Annotated in this window: 19 protein-coding genes; 10 read left to right on the top strand and 9 right to left on the bottom strand. The window is 38.9% G+C overall.

Annotation, left to right across the window (positions count from 1 at the left end):
• Positions 1 to 33: 33 nt before the first annotated feature.
• The 4 genes from cysE to hisS are packed head-to-tail and all read right to left on the bottom strand — an operon-like array spanning position 34 to position 5,523.
• The gene (gene cysE, locus FCU45_RS04895) at positions 34 to 735 is read right to left on the bottom strand and encodes a serine O-acetyltransferase (protein WP_137012869.1); all 702 of its coding nucleotides are present in this window, start codon (positions 733 to 735) and stop codon (positions 34 to 36) included.
• A gap of 9 nt (positions 736 to 744) precedes the next feature.
• On the bottom strand, positions 745 to 2,574 hold the full coding sequence (gene speA, locus FCU45_RS04890; RefSeq protein ID WP_137012868.1) for a biosynthetic arginine decarboxylase: 1,830 nt from the start codon (positions 2,572 to 2,574) through the stop codon (positions 745 to 747).
• A gap of 10 nt (positions 2,575 to 2,584) precedes the next feature.
• Positions 2,585 to 4,312 (bottom strand): FMN-binding glutamate synthase family protein, encoded by a 1,728-nt coding sequence (locus FCU45_RS04885; RefSeq protein ID WP_137012866.1) that lies wholly within the window; start codon positions 4,310 to 4,312, stop codon positions 2,585 to 2,587.
• Positions 4,312 to 5,523: a histidine--tRNA ligase gene (hisS, locus tag FCU45_RS04880; RefSeq protein ID WP_137012864.1), complete on the bottom strand. Its 1,212-nt coding sequence runs from the start codon at positions 5,521 to 5,523 to the stop codon at positions 4,312 to 4,314. Before hisS ends, FCU45_RS04885 begins: the two co-directional genes overlap by 1 nt.
• A gap of 112 nt (positions 5,524 to 5,635) precedes the next feature.
• Here hisS and FCU45_RS04875 point away from each other — a divergent pair, with 112 nt between their 5' ends.
• Positions 5,636 to 6,571, top strand: coding sequence for a protoglobin domain-containing protein (locus FCU45_RS04875; protein WP_137012862.1), 936 nt, complete (start codon positions 5,636 to 5,638; stop codon positions 6,569 to 6,571).
• Positions 6,572 to 6,582: 11 nt separating this feature from the next.
• Here the strand turns inward: FCU45_RS04875 and FCU45_RS04870 are convergent, their stop codons facing one another.
• The 5 genes from FCU45_RS04870 to flgA are packed head-to-tail and all read right to left on the bottom strand — an operon-like array spanning position 6,583 to position 9,751.
• Positions 6,583 to 7,293, bottom strand: a complete 711-nt coding sequence (locus FCU45_RS04870; protein ID WP_137012860.1) for an MOSC domain-containing protein — start codon at positions 7,291 to 7,293, stop codon at positions 6,583 to 6,585.
• Between the two features lie 16 nt (positions 7,294 to 7,309).
• Positions 7,310 to 7,882, bottom strand: coding sequence for a dTMP kinase (gene tmk / locus FCU45_RS04865; protein ID WP_137012858.1), 573 nt, complete (start codon positions 7,880 to 7,882; stop codon positions 7,310 to 7,312).
• A complete protein-coding gene (gene coaD / locus FCU45_RS04860) occupies positions 7,867 to 8,358 on the bottom strand; it encodes a pantetheine-phosphate adenylyltransferase (RefSeq protein WP_137012856.1) in 492 nt (163 codons plus the stop codon). Before coaD ends, tmk begins: the two co-directional genes overlap by 16 nt.
• Positions 8,358 to 8,885 (bottom strand): UbiX family flavin prenyltransferase, encoded by a 528-nt coding sequence (locus FCU45_RS04855; protein WP_137012854.1) that lies wholly within the window; start codon positions 8,883 to 8,885, stop codon positions 8,358 to 8,360. The genes coaD and FCU45_RS04855 overlap by 1 nt, the downstream gene beginning before the upstream one ends.
• The gene (flgA, locus tag FCU45_RS04850; RefSeq protein ID WP_137012852.1) at positions 8,882 to 9,751 is read right to left on the bottom strand and encodes a flagellar basal body P-ring formation chaperone FlgA; all 870 of its coding nucleotides are present in this window, start codon (positions 9,749 to 9,751) and stop codon (positions 8,882 to 8,884) included. Before flgA ends, FCU45_RS04855 begins: the two co-directional genes overlap by 4 nt.
• Before the next feature lie 130 nt (positions 9,752 to 9,881).
• Between flgA and FCU45_RS04845 the strand changes: the two genes are divergently transcribed.
• From FCU45_RS04845 to FCU45_RS04805, 9 genes are read left to right on the top strand one after another with little or no spacing between them, the layout of a single operon-like run.
• A complete protein-coding gene (locus FCU45_RS04845; RefSeq protein ID WP_137012850.1) occupies positions 9,882 to 10,442 on the top strand; it encodes an ATPase in 561 nt (186 codons plus the stop codon).
• Positions 10,439 to 10,621, top strand: coding sequence for a hypothetical protein (locus FCU45_RS04840; RefSeq protein ID WP_137012848.1), 183 nt, complete (start codon positions 10,439 to 10,441; stop codon positions 10,619 to 10,621). The genes FCU45_RS04845 and FCU45_RS04840 overlap by 4 nt, the downstream gene beginning before the upstream one ends.
• Positions 10,618 to 11,850 carry a nucleotide sugar dehydrogenase gene (locus FCU45_RS04835; protein ID WP_137012846.1) on the top strand — a complete coding sequence of 411 codons (1,233 nt, stop codon included), beginning with the start codon at positions 10,618 to 10,620 and terminating at the stop codon, positions 11,848 to 11,850. Before FCU45_RS04840 ends, FCU45_RS04835 begins: the two co-directional genes overlap by 4 nt.
• Positions 11,851 to 11,907: 57 nt before the next feature.
• On the top strand, positions 11,908 to 12,330 hold the full coding sequence (locus FCU45_RS04830; RefSeq protein ID WP_246032245.1) for a four helix bundle protein: 423 nt from the start codon (positions 11,908 to 11,910) through the stop codon (positions 12,328 to 12,330).
• A complete protein-coding gene (locus FCU45_RS04825) occupies positions 12,330 to 13,436 on the top strand; it encodes an NAD-dependent epimerase (RefSeq protein ID WP_137012844.1) in 1,107 nt (368 codons plus the stop codon). The genes FCU45_RS04830 and FCU45_RS04825 overlap by 1 nt, the downstream gene beginning before the upstream one ends.
• Complete coding sequence (gene rfbA / locus FCU45_RS04820) at positions 13,433 to 14,323, top strand: glucose-1-phosphate thymidylyltransferase RfbA (RefSeq protein WP_137012842.1); 891 nt, start codon at positions 13,433 to 13,435, stop codon at positions 14,321 to 14,323. Before FCU45_RS04825 ends, rfbA begins: the two co-directional genes overlap by 4 nt.
• Positions 14,320 to 14,895 carry a dTDP-4-dehydrorhamnose 3,5-epimerase gene (rfbC, locus tag FCU45_RS04815; protein ID WP_137012840.1) on the top strand — a complete coding sequence of 192 codons (576 nt, stop codon included), beginning with the start codon at positions 14,320 to 14,322 and terminating at the stop codon, positions 14,893 to 14,895. The genes rfbA and rfbC overlap by 4 nt, the downstream gene beginning before the upstream one ends.
• Positions 14,888 to 15,766 (top strand): dTDP-4-dehydrorhamnose reductase, encoded by an 879-nt coding sequence (rfbD, locus tag FCU45_RS04810; protein ID WP_137012838.1) that lies wholly within the window; start codon positions 14,888 to 14,890, stop codon positions 15,764 to 15,766. The genes rfbC and rfbD overlap by 8 nt, the downstream gene beginning before the upstream one ends.
• Positions 15,753 to 16,577 carry a KilA-N domain-containing protein gene (locus tag FCU45_RS04805; RefSeq protein WP_137012836.1) on the top strand — a complete coding sequence of 275 codons (825 nt, stop codon included), beginning with the start codon at positions 15,753 to 15,755 and terminating at the stop codon, positions 16,575 to 16,577. The genes rfbD and FCU45_RS04805 overlap by 14 nt, the downstream gene beginning before the upstream one ends.

Here is a 16,577-nt window from a genome sequence, read left to right as displayed (position 1 = left end):
TTGAAAATATTGCGGAATTATACTAAAATATTTTTAGTTTTTCATAGCGCGGATAAAAGATTCGTAAATGTTTTCAAGTTGAAGGTCTTGTTCAAGAAGCTCTTTATTATCTTCTACCAAGATATGCTCAAGGACGGCAACACGCTTAAGAAGATACTCAAACATCTCTTTATTGATATCCGGAAGGAGATTATGCATTAATGGATCTTTACATCTTCCTTTCTCAATTACATGAGCGGGAATGCCTATTGCCGTAGCATTGTCGGGAACCGCTTTTACTACAACGGAGTTTGCACCTATCTTTGCATACTCTCCTATTGTAATATTACCCAATACTTTTGCTCCGGCACCTATAACGGCACCTTTTTTAATGGTCGGGTGTCTTTTGCCGTGAGTGAGTGATACACCGCCAAGTGTTACTCCCTGATATATTATTACATCATCTTCAATAATTGAAGTCTGACCTATGACAACACCAAAACCGTGGTCTATAAAGACTCTTCTGCCGATGACCGCACCCGGATGTATATCTATATTTGTAAAGATCTGATTTAGACCCATAATGACTCTTGCGAGTGTCTTAAAGTTTGAGCGGTAGAGGCTGTGAGCTATTCTGTACCAAGCAACAGCCCAAACACCTGGGTAGTTAAACAGGAAGTCTAGCTTAGAACTAAGTGCCGGATCATTTTTATAAACATTTAAAAAATCTTCTTTGATGTCAGCATAAATTCCCAATTTTAACTCCTAGTTCGTAGTTCTTAGATAGCCGTTTTGGTTTAAAAACAGCTCCAGTTTTGCAAGTGTATCATTTTTTTCTTGCTCTGTAATAAAATCAGATTTCATAAGATCGCTCTTAAGTCTGCTTGATACCATCTCCGCATCGTAGCCTATTGAGTCTAAGATATCAAGTATACTTTTGGACTCTACAGCATTTTTGATCTCATAAGTGTACTCATCGATCGTAATGGTGTATTCACTCGGGTGTGTAAAGAGGTTGTGGTTCATCCCCAAGGTCTCTTGATATGCACCGACATTGAAAAAGCCTAAAAAGTACTCCTCTTCATCAAGATTTACGTCGTGAAGATATAGCGGTTTGTCAGGGTTAAAGCCTATCTCTCCGTCACTGTCACATGTAATATCCCACAGAGATGCAGCTCTTAGCGGGGTTGTATTTAGATGATGCAGCGGCATAACAGGAAAGTGCTGTCCAAGCCCCCAGTAATCAGGCAGACTCTGGAAAATTGAAGCATTTATAAGATATCTCTCCTGCAGCTTCACCTGAAGCTGTGCAAGCTCATCAGTAGGATTTGATGATTTTAGATAGAGCGCTTTTTTTATAATGTTGTGCACAAGTATCTCTGCGTTTGAGCGGTCTTGAAGATCAATATAACCTAGATCGAAGAGTGTCAGAAGCGATTCCATGTGGTCAAGCGCATCGTGCAGGTACTCTATACAGTTGGTATTGTTTAAAAGGTCGTTTAGCTCTATAAGTTCGACAAGAAGAGGAGGGTTTACCTCTTTAAAGTTTAAGAGTTTCTCCTGATAGTCCTGAGTAAATAGCTCTAAAACAGGGGTAATTAAAACAGCATGAGAAGCGACGATGAAACGTCCGGACTCTGTAAAGATATCTGGATGGTCAACATTCTTTGCATTCATGATCTCGCCGAGCAAGAAGACAACACTGCTTGAAAACTCATCGATGGAGTAGTTTCTGGCACTCGACATGACATGCTGGTCATACTCTACCGCCAAGCCACCGCCGATGTTGATGCTCTTTAGAGAATCTGCTCCCATCTTTTTGAGTTCCGCGTAGATGTTTCCAGCCTCTCTAAGAGCCTTTTTAAGCGGTGCGATGTCTGACATCTGCGACCCTATATGGAAGTGGACCATATTTAGTTTGCTTAGCAGTTTTGCATCTTTTAGAAGCGATATAGCCTCAATGATCTCGGTAGAGGTAAGACCGAATTTTGCGTCCATTCCTCCGCTTTTTGCCCAGATGCCGCTGCCCGCACTGTGAAGCCTGACGCGTATACCGATGTTTGGAACTTTAAGATTGCACTCCTGAGCTACTTCGATGATAGTCTCAAGCTCTCCAAGACCTTCGATAGTGATAGTAATATTGTGCCCGCTTTGAGCCGCAATAAAACCAAGAGTAATCATCTCTTTGTCTTTAAAGCCGTTTACGGTTATGTTCGCGCCGCTTGGAGTTTTGCTCATCGCTAAGATAAGCTCCGCTTTAGAGCCTGCTTCAAGTCCGTAGTTGTATTGAGCTCCCTGAGATGTGATCGCATCTACCGCATGTGGAAATTGATTTACTTTTAGAGGAAATACGGCATTAAAGCTCCCTCTGTAGTTGTTTTGCTGTATCGCCTTGTCAAAGTATGAGTAGAGAGTTCTTATCTGACTCTTGATTAGATGCGGAAATCTAAGTAAGATAGGACCTCTTACGTCGTTTGAGCGAATATCTTCGACTATCTGAAGAAGAGAAGGCATACATTTGTAGTTGAGTTTTATCTGACCATCTTCAATAATAAAGTTGTTATTAGACCAGATGTTAAGACCAAAGTTTTTCAAAATTATCCACCTATATATGTAATTTTTGATGAAAATATTTGTCTATATCGAAATATATCTCACCGCTTCTGTTTTTAAAAGTAAGATGCCTCTTGTTAAGCTCGGATATATGCTTAATACCCATAACTGAGAGAAGAACTTTCATATTTTTAATAAGATTGTTGTGATAGTGTCCTATCTCTAAACCTTTTTTTACAACGAGGTAAGAGGCTCTGCGTTTTGGGTCTTGCGTTGCCATCCCGACAGGGCATACATGCGAGCCAAAGCCTGAACACATTCTAGCACGGATACAGCCGCCGCTCATCATAAAACCTCTGCCTATCCCCACTGCATCCGCACCCATAGCCATAGTGATTATAACATCATCGGGAGTCAATATCTTCCCGCTTGCTATGATCTTTATATCATCCCTTAAACCGTATCTTCTAAGGATTGTGTCGAGTACGTAAAGAGCATTGTTGGTCGTGAGTCCGACCGACTCCATAAGTTCAAGAGGAGCGGTGGCACTCCCGCCTTCGCCGCTGTCAAGCGAGATAAAATCGGGCAGAGATCTGTCAGCCTCTTTTCTTTTAAAGAGCTCTTTTGCCATCTCCTCCACAGAATCTGCATCTGAGATAACTATTTTAAAACCGACAGGTTTTTTAGAGAGATCTTGAAGTTTTTCTATAAAGTCAAAAAGGTGTGCGGTAGTGTCTGCATAAGGAAAACGGTTCGGAGAGAAGAGGTCTCTTCCCTCATCTACGCCTCTGTAGTATGCTATATCTGCCGAGACTTTTGAGCCCGCAAGTTTTCCGCCCGTCTGTTTCGCACCCTGAGCTATTTTTATCTCCGTCATGCGGCAGAACTTCATAACTTTTTGATATCTAAGCTCATCAAACTTTCCATCTTTGTCGCGGACTCCGTAAAGACCCGAGCTCATCTGAAATATCATATTCGGTATGTCGGAAGGAACCTCTTTTGGAAACGCTTCCAGAGGTGCATTCCAGTTTACGCGAAAGAGTACGTGCGAAGCTTTGTCGTAGATGTACGTGTTTTGAGTCTTTTCATGGAGCAGAATTGTTCTGTAGGCTTTTAGTGCAAGTGCACGATTAAATATTTTATCAACTATTTTAAAGACAATCTCTGAGAGCATAGTGCTTTTTACGATCTCCAGATACTCACAGTTCTCAAGGTCAGGCTTATGAGTAAATAGATGGTTGGACGTAAGAGAGCCTTCTCCGGTGTTAATAGTCAGATTTGTTCTTGCTCCCGCTATTGAGAATGCACGTACTGCTTCAGGGCTGAGCGCGCCGTCACTCATTGCGGAGCGGACTATAGGCGAGTGTGATATAAACGGATTTTCTCTATCTTTTCCGAAGATCACGCTTACGTCTTCACTTACTTCATCCTCATTTAGGACATTCGAGGAGTGTTTTATAATGAATCTGGAGCCCTCGAACGGCTGAGATACGGAGAATGATTTATAGTTAGGAACATCCTTTGCGGCTTTGTACACCCACTCGATCTTATCACGTGAGGCATAGAACGACTCATCTGCAAAGTATTGGCGCAGCGGCTCTCTAAGCGCTTCAAAAAGGTAGCGCATCCTGCCGATGATAGGGTAGTTTATAAGCAGTGCGTGGTTTCTTTGTACATATTTGTCATATATGAAGAGATGGAGTAAAAAGAGAAGTACAATGAGCATTATAAGCTCAAAAAAGTCTATGAAAAAGCCCCAGAAAGTGTGAATTAGTTCCATTAAAACTCCGCTATCGGTATAGTATTTTCAGTTTTGTCTTCGAGGTTCTTTACCCAGATGGTTTTGTTTTTCATCTCGTCTGATCCTATTACTGCACAATATTTTGCATTTGCCTTATCTGCCGCTTTTAGATGGTTTTTAAGGTTTTTAGTTTTGTAGTCCATCACAACGGTGTCTGTTTTTCTCTTTTGATGAGCAATCTTTATGACGCTCTGCAATGCTTCATCATCCATTGCGCCCATGTAGTAGCCCTCTTTTTTGGACTCTGGCATCTTTATAAGCTCCATAAGTCTCTCGATGCCCATAGCAAAGCCCACGGCAGGAGTAGGGCGTCCGTCCAAAAACTCGACAAGTCTGTCATAGCGTCCTCCGCCTGCGATCGCGCTTTGGCTTCCTATCTCATCACTTACAAACTCAAATGCGGTCTTTGAGTAGTAGTCAAGTCCTCTAACAAGGTTTGAATCTACTTCGTACTTGATGGAGTTATCATCCAATATCTTCTGCAGTGCAGAAAAATCACTGCTGCATGATGCACAGAGGTTTTGCGTGATCTTTGGAGCCTCTACGTAGAGCTCTTGGCATGAGCCGTTCTTACAGTCAAGCACTCTTATCGGGTTTGTATCTACTCTTCTTTGGCAGTCGATGCAGATGCCGTCTTGGCACTTTCTGATATAGTCCACAAGTGAGTCTTTATACTGAGGCATACACTCGCTGCAACCAAGAGAGTTGAGCTGCAGTCTATAGCCGATTCCAAGCTTGTTTAAAATATCGCTTACCATCATAATCATAGCGGCATCTTCATAAACGCTCTCAACTCCAAAGCTCTCTACGCCAAATTGGTGGAACTGTCTTAGTCTTCCTTTTTGCGGTCTCTCATATCTAAACATCGCTCCGTGGTAGAAAAAACGGTGAATTCCGCCTGCACGGTCTAGCTTTTTTTGTATAAACGCACGAACAACCCCAGCCGTTCCCTCAGGACGAAGACAGACGTCGTTTTCGCCTTTGTCTATGAACTGGTACATCTCTTTGCCGACAATGTCGCTTGATTCGCCGACAGAACGCTTAAAAAGGGCGGTCTCTTCCAAAAGAGGGGTCTCAATAAAGTGAAAACCATATTTTTTAGCGATCTCTGAAGCGCTCTCTATGAAATATGTAAATCTCTCATAATCCTCGCTTAAAATATCATTCATTCCCCTAAGTGAAGCGATCATCTCTGTCCTTATATCGTTGAAAATTGTAGTTAAGTTTTTTTAACTGAAAGGATACCATTTTTACCTTTTATTTAGTTATAATTCATCACATTTGGATTTAAAAGGGCGAAATATGCAGCAGCACCAGAGCTTAAAAGAGCACTATAAGTTCACAAAAGAGGAGGCTCTTATATTAAAAGAGCTTCAACCAAGAATGGAGGAACTCTCAAACAGGTTTATAGAGGAGTTTTACGACTATATCTGGGGGTTTGGGTCAACTGCGAAGTTTCTAAAGAATCAAAAGATTATTGATTATCACAGAGAGAAGATAAAGGCATGGTTTGTAAATCTTTTTTGCGGAAAATATGATCTTGAATATTTTACATATCTCTACAAAATAGGCGAAATTCATGTGCGCATCGGGCTTCCTACACACTACGTAAACTCTGCTTTTACTTTTGTTAGGACTTTTATCATAAAAAATCTTCACGAAAACTGCGAGAACGACAGACGAAGCATGATGGAGATAGAAGCGGTAGAGAAGATCATAGATATAAATCTGGACACATTGACCAGTTCATACAGAGAAGAGGAGCTCGGAAAGTTCCTCTCACTCTCTAAGGTTGAAAAAACAATCTTATCAGGACTTAAAAGGTTCAACTCTTACGTAAATTTCTTTCTTGCGGGCTCTCTGGCTTTAGTGGCGTTTTTTGCAATCGGGCTTTTTGGGTACGACATCTATCTACTCTTTTTTACAGACATTGGGATAGAGAAGGGGATATTGACAGTCCTTGGAAGTCTACTCGTTCTTTGGGCGGCGATAGAGCTTATACATGAAGAGATAAATCATCTTCAAGGCAAAGGGTTCGCTATCGGAGCGTTTATAATGCTTGCTATGGCGGCACTTATTCGTAAGGTTCTTATCTACTCTTTATCATCAGAGAGCGGCAAAGAGCTTTTGATAATAGGCGCAGTAATAGTAGCCCTTGCAGTCGCATATTGGCTTGTTGGTGCCAAAAGAGTAGTCGGGGTCAGTACCAATAAAGCGGATAGTGCCTTTTCGAGTTAGCACAGAGACACCTACTCCTCTGGTTCGCTATGATACCAAAATGGCTCGTTTTTCGGGTCATTCAGCTTTGCTCTTCCCTTTAGCGAATCTCTGAACTGCTCTCCTAAAACCGGACATTTTATGGCTTGAAGCGTCACTTCTTTGTCACTAAAGGGATCGACTATGACCCTGTTTAAAGCCTCGATGCTAAGCTCCGGATAGGCTCTTTTTATAAGCTCAATATCGTCGCCTTTTTTCAGCTCTCCCTCTTGTATAACTCTTGCGTACCATCCTGTAAGACCGTTGTTGTAAATAATGCTTGTTATCGGCTTGGTTGCGGTGTTTGCGGAGAGTTTCCAGCATGGCTGTCTTGGCTGAGAGACTTCAAATATCGCATCTCCGACCTTTAAAATATCACCTACGCAGATATCCGACTCATCAATGGAGTCGACTAAAAGATTCTCTCCGTAGTGTGCGACATCGTCGTATGTAAAACTGTTGCCGCTTAGTCTGTTTAGTTTCTCGTACGTCTTTGTCGAGAAAAATAGCACCGCTTTGGTCTCCCCGCCGTGATGGATAAGGTCTGCTACTTCATCCCCTCTAAAGCCTGTTTTTGTCATAAAAGCACTAGCGACGGGATACTTTTTTATACCCGACTCAAACTCTTTTTCGCTTGTCAGCTTTTTGTTCTTTGTGACTTTTCCAACTTTTACAAATAAGAGATTCCCCAATTTCTTACTCATTAATCTTGCCCCCTTTTTAGTTTATATTATTTAATATCTCACTTGTTATAGTATCTATTTTTCTTGTTGCATCTATGGTTACAAGCTCCAGATCTAGGAGCTTTGCAGCCTCTATAATTGCTTCTTGAATATTTAAAAGATACTCGACTCCCCTTAGCTCGATCCCGTCAAGCTCTTTTTGAGAGAGTCTGAACCTAAGCTCATCTTCACTCAATTTTAGCAGGAATATTTTAGAGGGGTAGATGCCGTTTGTCGCAAAGTTGTTTAGCAGTACCAGATCTTTTTTGTCTATCTCTTTTTGAACAAGTGCATAAGCGACTCCGCTTACCGCGCTTCTGTCTGAGATTATAAGTTTGCCTTGGTTTGGCTCAACCACCTCTTTGATATGTTCTGCGCGGTCTGCCAAAAAGAGCAAAAACTCCGCTCTCTTGCTCTTTGCTCTTGTACTTAGTACCATCTCCCTGATCTCTTTGCCAATTTCAGTACCGCCTGGCTCTTTTGTTATCACCGCATCCTTGAAATGCTCTCTTAATCTCTCTATCTGTGTGCTTTTGCCCGCCGTGTCGATTCCCTCTATTGCAATGTACATGAGCTCATATTTCCTATAATCTTTTGAACCTCTTTTGGTACGAGGTGCTCTGTTTTTGCATTGAACTTTAGAAGGTTGCGCACTATCGAGGAGCTGATAAACGCATGTTGTAGTTTTGGCATAAGGTAGACCGTCTCTATAGTGTCATCAAGCGAGTTATTCAGGTATCCGAGCTGAAGCTCATATTCAAAGTCGCTTACCGCACGAAGACCGCGGATCAGAACCGTTGCATTGTATGAGCGTGCAAGCTCGACGGTAAGGTTGTCAAACCCTACGACTATAACATTCTCCATATTTTTTACCGACTCTTTGACCATATCAATTCTTTGCTCAAGCGTAAACATAGGCTTTTTATCGTGCGATATTGCCACTGCTATGATTAGCTTGTCAAAAAGAACAAGCGTCCTCTCTATGATGTCAAAATGTCCGTTTGTGATCGGGTCAAATGTCCCCGGATAGATCGCTATTTTTTTCACTACTCCCACCTTTTATAAAGACTGTTTTCAATACCTAAAAGATCAAACCACTTCCCAATAAGAAAATCTTCCATCTCTTCAAGTGTCTGCTGCTCTGAGTAATACGCCATGACAGGAGGCGCTATAATGACGCCAAGAGATGCAAGTTTGTGCATATTTTCCAAAGCTATTGCGGAAAAGGGCATCTCGCGTGGAGCGAGGATGAGCTTTTTATGCTCTTTTATCATAACGCTTGCACATCTTGTAACCAAGTTATCAGCTATGCCGCACGCTATCTTTGCGAGCGTGTTCATACTGCAGGGCGCTATTATCATTGCATCAACCCCAAAAGAGCCCGACGATATGCTAGCCGATATATCTGCGTTGTCATGAATGGTTGCACCCATCTCTTTGTCTAAAACCACTTCGGAGTTTTTGGTCATAATAAAATGCTTCTCTATCTCTTGAGGGAGCAGCTCTACAATCTTTAAGCCGAGATTTACTCCGCTTGCCCCGCTGGTTGCTACTACTATTTTACGTTTTTTCACTCTAACTCCGCTCTGTTATTGCCTGTAACTCTTACTTTTAAAATTTTTCCGTTGCTGTTTTGGACTTTTATTATATCATTTACTTTAGCGTCTTGAAGTGCTTTTGCGCTAAATGTAATGACCATGCCCTCTTTAAACATCGTTACGTTTATCATAGCATCTCTTCTAACTACATCAAATAGCTCAACGTCACTATGGGTGATGACTCTGCCCTTTGGTATATGGCGTTTTGCCTGCAGCTGTGTGTTGTCTATATTTTGAAGCGGCTTTGCTCTAAATCTATCTAGAAGAACCTTTTTTTGCATATAGTGAAGAGGAGTTAGTCTGGTGTCTTTTTTTATCTTCTCTCTGCTCTCATATACACTTACGTATGCTTTGATATAGTAGTCAAAAAAGTACTTCATATTTTGCGGTGTTTTAATGCTAATGGTACCGTCTTTGAAGAGATAGTCACGCTCTCTTATCTCTACTACATAATCATCGGCAAGACTCTCCATATAGGCTCTTGGCTCTACGACAATATCTATGATCTCTATGTTCTCGTACTCTTTTTCATAGTACTCTCTCAGTCTGCGCTCTATAAAAGATGTATCAATAGGGCTTTTTAGAACAAAGTTTACATAACTGCTTTTGTGCTCGTAGTTCTTGTAGCCGTTTTTATGAAGTAGATCTATAAGTTCTTTGCTTTTTATCTTTGCCAGATAATCGCTACCCGGAATGGTTAAAATATGAAAACTGCCCGCTTCATTTTGTGTAATAACAGACGAGTTCACTTCTCTATTTTCTACATAGTAAACACCATCCAGTTCGATGTTTGCATGCATGGTAAAGCTGATAAGAAGCAGGGCAAAAAACTTAAAAAGCATAAATATACCGACCTAAAATTTTTTGGCATTTTAACATAATAGAGCAATTTAAGTCACGCTTTAGTATAATCCCCTTCATAAAATATAAAAGAACAGATAAGGTTTTGATTTAAATGGGTTGTAAGCATAGATGAATAATCATAAGACTCTTTATATAATTGCAGGAGCAAATGGAAGTGGTAAAACTACTTTCGCATTAAGTTATACTGCTTTAAATGATCTTCATTTTATAAATGCAGATGAGATAGCAAAAGTATTTGATCCTAATGATATTTCAAAGTATAAAGTAAAAGCTGGTAAAGAATTTTTTAGACAGCTTGAGATAAATCTAAATGGTGATAAATCATTTATGATAGAATCAACTTTATCTGGTAAGTATCTTAAAGATGTGGTGAATAAGGCCAAAGAAAAAGGCTTTAAAGTAGTTCTAATTTATCTATTTCTAGAGACAGATACTGAAAATATTTTAAGGGTAAAGAATAGAGTTTTAAATGGTGGTCATGATGTGCCACAAGATGATATCAAAAGACGATATTCAAGAAGTAAAAATTTGTTTTGGAATACATATAAAGATATGGTTGATAATTGGATGTTGTTTTTCAATGGTGATGACAATTATGAATTAATCGCAGAAGACAATGAAGTATTAGATAATGAGTATTTCATTCTCTTTACAAAGGATTTAAAGTGAGTGAATTAGCAAAAAATATTCTAAAAGTAGCATCAAAAGCTGTAAAAGAAGCACAAAAAAAGAGTTTAAAAAACGGTGTTGCAAATGTTTATAGTAAAAATGGGAGAATATATTTTCAATTGCCCGACGGAACTATAACAGAACAAACACCAGAAAATTATAGGAGAAAAAACGCGTGAAAATAGCAATAGCGGGAACCGGATACGTCGGACTAAGTAACGGTATACTTTTGGCACAGCACAACGAAGTGGTCGCGCTTGACATCATTCCTGAGAAAGTGGAGATGCTCAATAAAGGTATTTCACCAATAGAAGATAAAGATATAGAAGAGTATCTTCCAAAACTATTAACCATCAACCATCAACCATCAACCAATGAAGCTGGAAGCTTCACTGCAACGCTCGATAAAGAGGCAGCTTACAGAGATGCCGACTATGTCATCATAGCTACTCCTACAGATTATGACCCACAGACAAACTATTTCAACACAAAATCTATAGAATACGTCATAGCCGATGTTATAAGCATAAACCCAAACGCCGTGATGGTTATAAAATCAACTATTCCCGTAGGTTATGTAAAGAGCCTAAAAGAGAAATTTAAAACGGATAACATCATCTTCTCGCCTGAGTTTTTAAGAGAGGGTCTGGCACTTCACGATAACCTCTACCCGAGCCGCATCATAGTCGGAGAGAAGAGTAAAAGAGCGGAGATATTTGCTTCTCTTTTGGCAGAGGGAGCCATAAAAAAAGATATAGCTATTTTATTTACAGACTCTACCGAAGCCGAAGCGATAAAACTTTTTGCAAACACCTATCTTGCCATGAGAGTTGCATACTTTAACGAGTTAGATAGTTATGCGCAGACACACGGGCTTGACACAAAGCAGATCATAGAGGGAGTAGGACTTGACCCGCGCATCGGCACGCACTACAACAACCCGAGCTTCGGATATGGCGGATACTGTCTTCCAAAAGATACAAAACAGCTACTTGCCAACTACGCAGACGTGCCGTCAAATATGATAGAGGCGATCGTAAAATCAAACAGCACAAGAAAAGATTTTATAGCAGATTCAATCATAAAGAAACTATCAACAATTAACCATCAACCATCAACTCCAACTGGTACAGTTGGGATATACAGACTTGTCATGAAAACAGGCTCGGACAACTTCAGAAGCTCCGCTATCCAGGGAATTATGAAGCGTATAAAAGCAAAAGGAATAGAGGTCGTCATCTATGAACCTGCATGTCAAGAGGATGACTTTTTTAACTCAAGAGTTATAAAAGATTTGGATGAGTTTAAAAAGATAAGCGACGTAATAGTCGCTAACAGACTGAGTGAGAGCATTATGGATGTCAAAGATAAAGTCTATACCAGAGATATTTTTAATTCAGATTCCTGAATTGGTGGATGGTTTATGGTTAATAGTTGATGGTTGATGGTTGATGGTTGATGGTTGATGGTTTATGGTTTATGGTTTATGGTTTATGGTTTATGGTTTATGGTTGAAAACAAAGGTTTTAAAATGAGTGATTATAAAGACTTAAATGTTTGGAAAGAGTCAATGGATTTAGTAGAAAATGTTTATAGGCTGCTAAAGCTTTTTCCAAAAGAAGAGATATACGCTTTAACTGATCAGCTTAAAAGAGCTGTAGTTTCAGTACCATCAAATATAGCAGAAGGTCAAAATAGAAATACAGATAAAGAGTTTGTGCAGTTTTTGTATATTGCTTTGGGCTCGGCATCAGAAGTTGAAACACAACTTTTGATTGCAAAAAGACTTAGCTATATACAAAATATTGATAATGAAATAAATCAAATTACAAAAATAAGAAAAATGACAAATGCACTTATAAATTCAATTAGAAGGAAAACCAACTAATGCCATCAACCATTAACCATCAACCATTAACACCAAAATCTAAAAAGATTTTGGTAACAGGAACAGCAGGATTTATCGGCTACCACTTGGCTAAAAAACTTTTAGAGCGTGGCGATGAAGTAGTCGGACTTGACAATATCAACGACTACTATGACGTGAACCTAAAATATGCAAGACTTACAGAATTAGGAATTCAAAAAGACACCATCAATAATCAACAATCAACTATAGACCAAAATCTATCAACCATCAACTATTCTCTATCCACTAGATTCCCAAAACATAAATTTATCAAAGCAAACCTCGAAGATGCGCAAACTTTAAACAACCTTTTTGAAACCGAAAAGTTCGACGCGGTCTGTAATCTTGCCGCTCAGGCAGGTGTTAGGTACTCCATAGAGAATCCGCATGCGTATATTCAGAGCAATGTTGTGGGATTTTTAAACATACTTGAGGCTTGTCGAAACTTTGGCGTAAAAAATCTTCTATACGCTAGCAGTTCAAGTGTGTATGGGCTTAATGAATCACAGCCGTTTAAAACTACCGATAAAACGGACACTCCTATCTCGCTATATGCCGCTACAAAAAAATCAAATGAGCTTATGGCTCACACATATAGCCATCTCTATGGCATACGGACTACCGGGCTACGCTTCTTTACGGTTTACGGACCATGGGGCAGACCAGATATGGCACCTATGCTTTTTGCCGACGCCATATCAAACGATAGAGCCATAAAGGTGTTTAACCACGGCAAGATGAGCAGAGACTTTACCTACATAGACGACATAGTAGATGGGATTATAAATGTAATAGATATGCAGCTTAAAAACAGAGATATCAAAGCTTGCAAACTATACAATATCGGCAACAATTCTCCGGTAGAGCTTATGGAGTTTATAGAGACTCTTGAAAAAGCCATCGGCAAAAAAGCTAAAAAAGAGTTTTTGCCGATGCAAGACGGCGATGTCGTCTCTACTTATGCGGATGTGAGCGGCTTGATGAATGATTTTGGATATAAACCAGATACAAAACTCTCAGATGGAATAGGGGAATTTGTGGAGTGGTATAGAGAATTTTATGGCAAAGAGGAGAATGATAAATGAAAGGCATTATATTGGCAGGTGGAAGCGGTACTAGACTATATCCGATTACAAAAGGGGTGAGTAAACAACTGGTTCCCATCTATGATAAACCTATGATCTATTATCCGCTTTCAGTATTGATGCTTGCAGGTATCAAAGAGGTCCTTATCATTACAACTCCGCAAGATCAGCAGAGCTTTATAAATCTATTTGGTGATGGAAGCGATCTTGGAATGCGATTTGAGTATGTTATTCAACCCTCTCCGGATGGTTTGGCTCAAGCATTTATGTTAGGAGAAGAGTTTTTGGATGGTGATGATGCTTGTTTGGTTCTGGGTGATAATATTTTTTACGGTCACGGACTTACAAATATGCTGGCAAAAAGTATTAAAAATGCTAAAGAAGAGAACAAGGCTACTGTATTTGGTTACTATGTAACTGATCCTGAACGCTATGGTGTAGCTGAATTTGATGATGAACAAAATGTAATAAGCATAGAAGAAAAACCTAAAAATCCAAAATCAAATTATGCGGTAGTAGGGCTTTACTTTTATCCAAAAGATGTAGTGGCGAAAGCAAAGCTTGTCAAACCGTCTAATAGAGGTGAATTGGAGATCACTACTTTAAATCAAGACTATTTAAAAGAGCAAAGACTTAGAGTAAAACTTATGGGCAGGGGATATGCATGGTTAGATACTGGAACTCATGAGTCACTGCTTGAAGCAAGCACTTTTATACAAACCATAGAACACAGGCAAGGATTAAAAGTCGCATGTTTAGAAGAAATAGCATATGAAATGGGCTATATTTCAAAAGAAAAACTTTTAGAACTTGCACAACCTTTAAGCAAAAACGGCTATGGACAATATTTAATTAGAAGAGCTAATGAAGGAAGAGTGCAGAGATGACATTTATAAGAACTGAAATTCCAGATGTCGTGATCATCGAGCCAACTGTCCATGGTGATGCCCGTGGTTATTTTATAGAGACTTTCAGGCAAGATAAACTCGAACACTTTTTGGGATACAAGATAAACTTTTGTCAAGATAATGAATCAAAAAGTTCAAAAGGAGTTCTTAGAGGACTTCACTATCAACTTCACCCTTCGGCTCAAACAAAACTTGTGAGAGTTATTCAAGGAAAAGTGCTGGATGTAGCAGTAGATATAAGAAAAAATTCTCCGACTTTTGGGCAATATGTAGCAGTAGAATTAAGCAGTAAAAATAAAAAGCAGCTTTTAATTCCAAGAGGTTTTGCACATGGATTTGTGGTACTTGAAGATGATACTATATTTGCTTATAAAGTAGATAATTACTACAGCCCAGAAAATGACAAAGGTATAGCTTTTGATGATGAGCATCTAAATATTGACTGGATACTAACTCATGATGAAATAAAGCTTTCAGAAAAAGACACAAAACAGCCTAAGTTGAATGAGACAAATTATCTATTTGAATACGGGGTAGATTATTATGCCTAATATTTTAGTGACAGGCTCAAACGGTCAGGTGGGAAGTGAGATAAAAGAACTCTCACCGAGTTATCCATATAGATTTTATTTTACAAATAGAACAGAACTTGATATTACGGATAGCAATAAAGTTAGAAAATTTATCATTCAAAATAATATAGATACTATCATCAACTGTGCAGCATATACAGCGGTAGATAAAGCCCAGAGTGAACAAGAACTCTCAGATAAGATCAATCAACAAGCCGTAAAAAATTTAGCAATGCTATCAAACGAGTTTGGGATCAAGTTAATACATATCTCTACAGATTATGTATTTGATGGAACAAACTTTAAGCCTTATACGGAAGAAGATGCAACAAACCCGCAAGCTGTTTATGGAAAAACAAAACTTGACGGTGAAGAAGCGATGATAGAGTATAAACTCAAAAACTCCATTATCATAAGAACTTCATGGGTTTATAGCTACTATGGAGCAAGCTTTGTAAAAACGATGCTTCGTTTAGGCAAAGAGAAAGAGCAACTTGGCGTCATTTTTGACCAAGTCGGAACGCCTACTTATGCTAAAGATTTGGCAAAAACTATTTTAGATATTCTTCCAAAGATAAACAATGAAAAGACAGAAATTTATAACTACTCAAATGAAGGAGTTCTCTCTTGGTATGATTTCGCAAAAGAGATTATGCGCATGGCAAAACTAGATTGCAAGATAAACCCCATAGAAACCAAAGAGTACCCAACCCCGGCAAAAAGACCACACTACTCTCTGCTAAATAAAGTTAAAATAAAAAAAGAGTTTAACCTAGAGATACCATACTGGAAAGATAGCTTAGATGATTGCTTAAGAAGATTGGGAGAAAGAAAAAATGAAGCAAAATAAACTCATAGTTCAAGAAACATTGATCTCAATCCGCCAACATGAAAAAGAGGATTTTATATCTCTTACGGATATAGCTAGATATAAAGATAGTGATAGAAGTGATTATATCTTACAAAACTGGATGAGAAATAGAGAGACTATTGAATTTTTGGGATTATGGGAAAAAATAAATAATGAAGATTTTAATTCCATCGAATTCGATGGAATTAAAAATAAGTCAGGTGTAAATAGTTTTATTCTTACCCCTAAGCAATGGGTAAACAGTACAAATGCTATAGGGATTATTAGCAAAGCCGGTAGATATGGCGGTACATATGCTCATAAAGATATAGCTTTTGAGTTTGCGAGCTGGATAAGTGCAGAGTTCAAACTATTTCTTATAAAAGAGTTTCAAAGACTTAAAAATGAAGAGATAGAAAACAAATCTTTAGAATGGAATCTAAGCAGAAGTCTTTCTAAAATAAACTATAAAATCCATACTGATGCCATAAAAGAGCATCTCATACCAAGCATACTTTCAAAACCAATAGAGAGTTTTGTGTATGCAAATGAAGCAGATGTTTTGAATATGGCACTCTTTGGTATGACAGCCAAAGAGTGGCGAGAAACAAATAGTGATAAAGATGGAAATCTAAGAGACTATGCAAGTGTACAACAGCTCATCGTGTTGTCAAATATGGAAAGCGTAAATGCTGAACTAATCAAACAAGGCATGTCACAGTCCGATAGACTAATTGTATTAAATAGCATGGCGATATCTCAGATGAAATCATTATTAAATAATCCAACTATTAAAAAATTAGGAAAATAG

Source organism: Sulfurimonas crateris, assembly GCF_005217605.1.
Taxonomy (GTDB): Bacteria; Campylobacterota; Campylobacteria; order Campylobacterales; family Sulfurimonadaceae; genus Sulfurimonas; species Sulfurimonas crateris.
This window is presented reverse-complemented; position numbering and strand designations above follow the sequence as displayed.